The 2,644-nt window shown below is 66.1% G+C and carries 3 protein-coding genes; all 3 read right to left on the bottom strand.

Going from position 1 to position 2,644, the window contains the following annotated elements; all coding sequences use genetic code 11:
* The coding region (locus IC66_RS0124540) for an MATE family efflux transporter (RefSeq protein ID WP_038949415.1) at window positions 1–382 on the bottom strand (382 nt) is incomplete at its 3' end.
* Window positions 383–612: 230 nt separating this feature from the next.
* Window positions 613–1,908 (bottom strand): UDP-N-acetylglucosamine 1-carboxyvinyltransferase, encoded by a 1,296-nt coding sequence (gene murA / locus IC66_RS0124535; protein WP_028139540.1) that lies wholly within the window; start codon window positions 1,906–1,908, stop codon window positions 613–615.
* A gap of 140 nt (window positions 1,909–2,048) precedes the next feature.
* On the bottom strand, window positions 2,049–2,516 hold the full coding sequence (locus IC66_RS0124530; protein WP_028139541.1) for a hypothetical protein: 468 nt from the start codon (window positions 2,514–2,516) through the stop codon (window positions 2,049–2,051).
* Between the last annotated feature and the right edge of the window lie 128 nt (window positions 2,517–2,644).

Raw genomic sequence — 2,644 nt, 5'->3', positions numbered from 1 at the left:
TCCGCTCGCCATAGAGCGGCGAGGCCATCATCGGCAGCGAGATCAGCAGCGCGACCCACAGGCCGACGCGCAAGGAGCGGCGGATCAGCCTGACATCTCCGGCGCCAAACGCCTGCGCCGCCAGCGGCGACACCGCAGCCATCAATCCGAGCCCGAAGGTGAAGCTAACGAAATAGACGGTGTGCGCCAGCGCCGCCGCGGCCACCGCATCCTCGCCAAGCCGCCCGATCAGCGCGAGATCGGTCGTGATCATCGCGATCTGCCCGAGCTGCGTCAGCATCATCGGCACGGCCAGCCGCAGCGTCTCGACGAACTCTTCGGCGAGATGGTTCTGCGGCACGCCGGCTTGCGGCTGCGAATGATGTTGGACGGTGTCGAGCATGGCGGCTCATTAGCACGGCCGCGCGACGAAAACATGGCCCGTGAGCGAGATGAGTGAGGGGCTCTATCCGCTAGCTCGGAATCGTAGGGTGGGCAAAGGCGCATTAGCGCCGTGCCCACGACCTATCAAATATTGCAACGGAAGCCGTGGGCACGCTTCGCTTTGCCCACCCTACGATACTGGGCGCTTCGCATCACCTTCTGCCACAAGGCAGAAGGAAGAAAGCAACCTCAGCCCTTCCGCTCCGGCACGCGCTTGATCTTTGCGCCCAGCGCGTTCAGCCGTTCCTCGATGCGCTCGTAGCCGCGCTCGATCTGGTCGGCGTTGTTGATGGTAGAGGTGCCCTGGGCGCACACGGCGGCCAGCAGCATCGCCATGCCGGCGCGGATGTCGGGTGAGGTCATGGTCGCGCCGTGCAGGCGGCTGGGCCCTGCGATGATGGCGCGGTGCGGGTCGCACAGCACGATGCGCGCGCCCATCGCGATCAGCTTGTCGACGAAGAACATCCTGGATTCGAACATCTTCTCGAACATCAGGATCACGCCCTCGCATTGCGTGGCGGTGACGATCGCGATCGACATCAGGTCGGCCGGAAAGGCCGGCCAGGGCTGGTCCTCCAGCTTCGGCACGTGGCCGCCGAAATCGTCCTGGATCTTCAGTGTCTGGTTCGACGGCACGATCAGGTCGTCGCCCTCGACCCGGCAGACGATGCCGAGCCGCTCGAAACCCATGCGGATCGAGCGCAGATGCTCGACGCCGGCGCGCGTGATGCGAAGCGGCGAGCGCGTCACGGCGGCAAGCCCGATCAGCGAGCCGACCTCGATATGGTCGGGCTGGATCCGATAGGTCGCTTCTCCCAGCGTTGCCGGCCCATGAATGATCATGGTGTTGGTGCCGATGCCCTCGATCTTCGCGCCAAGCGCGACCAGGAAATTGGCGAGGTCCTGCACATGGGGCTCGGAGGCCGCGTTGCGCAAATGGGTGACGCCGTCGGCGGCGACCGCCGCCACCAGCGCGTTCTCCGTCGCGGTGACGCTCGGCTCGTCCAGGAACACGTCCGCGCCGGCAAGCTTGGGCGCGCGGAATTCGAGCCGGTCGGTCGCGGTGACCTTGGCGCCCAACTGCTCCAGCGCCAGCACATGGGTGTCCAGCCGGCGGCGGCCGATGACGTCGCCGCCGGGCGGCGGCAGCATCACCTCGCCGCAGCGCGCGAGCAGGGGGCCGGCGAGCAGGATCGAGGCGCGGATGCGCACGCAGAGCTCAGGGTCGAGATCGGCGGCGCGGATGCTCTTGGCATGGATGTGAAGCGTGTTGCGCCCGGTCCATTCCGCCGCCGCGCCGACCGAGCGGATCAGTTCGACCAGCGTCTCGGTGTCGCGGATCCGCGGCACGTTCTCCAGCGTCACCGGATGCTCGGTGAGCAGGGCGGCGGCGATGATCGGCAGCGCTGAATTCTTGTTGCCGGATGGCTCGATCGAGCCCGAGAGCCGGTGACCGCCCTCGACGATATATTGGATGGGCGCCACGTCGGTTTTCTCCGTCCTGTTGCGTTGGGGCGGGCTGCTTCGGGAGCGGAAACTACCGAGAATTGAGCAGGGTAGCAATTCTGCACTTGTCGCGGCGGAAGGCCGCGCGTTGGCCTGAATGGGCCCGCCGTATCCGGCGTTTAGAACAAGCCGATGATATTGGCCACCACATAAAGGATGACGATCAGCATCAGCACGCCCATCGCCAGGAAGGAGATTTCGACGGCAATGGCGCCGGCCCCAAGTGCGGCCGCGACGCCTGCCAGGAGCCTCTCTTCGCGAAACACGAGGGCGAGGACCGAGAGCAGGATGGCAAGCAGACCGAGTGAGATCGCCGCGATCGAGGACGCCTCCCTCAATTGGCTCCCGGTCGACTTCTCCCGCGGCGGGGCCTGGTACTCGACGCCCTTGACGCGCGCGATCAGGCGATCCTTCAGGCGATGGCCGGTGTCGACAATCACCTTGTCCGCCGGCGGTGGCGGGTAAATCGCAGGTATGACCCAATGCGGCAATACGGCCGCGATCAGCGCCAGCACGCCGATGATGCTGCCGATCACCCCGAGGCGGCGGGAGGGGAGGGCGGAACTGGTTGTTGCAGAGGCGGTCATGGCACGACACTTCCCGGCCGGAACCGGCCAACGGGATCATGCCACTTCGTCGCGACGGCGGGTGGTGAGGTTCAGGGTGCTGGGATTAGTCTAGCCGTCATGCCCGGGCTTGTCCGGGGCATCCACAT

Source organism: Bradyrhizobium genomosp. III (genome assembly GCF_000261705.1).
In the GTDB taxonomy this organism is placed as follows: domain Bacteria; phylum Pseudomonadota; class Alphaproteobacteria; order Rhizobiales; family Xanthobacteraceae; genus Bradyrhizobium; species Bradyrhizobium ottawaense.
The sequence above is the reverse complement of the archived record's forward strand: the minus strand, read 5'-3'. Positions and strand labels throughout refer to the sequence as shown.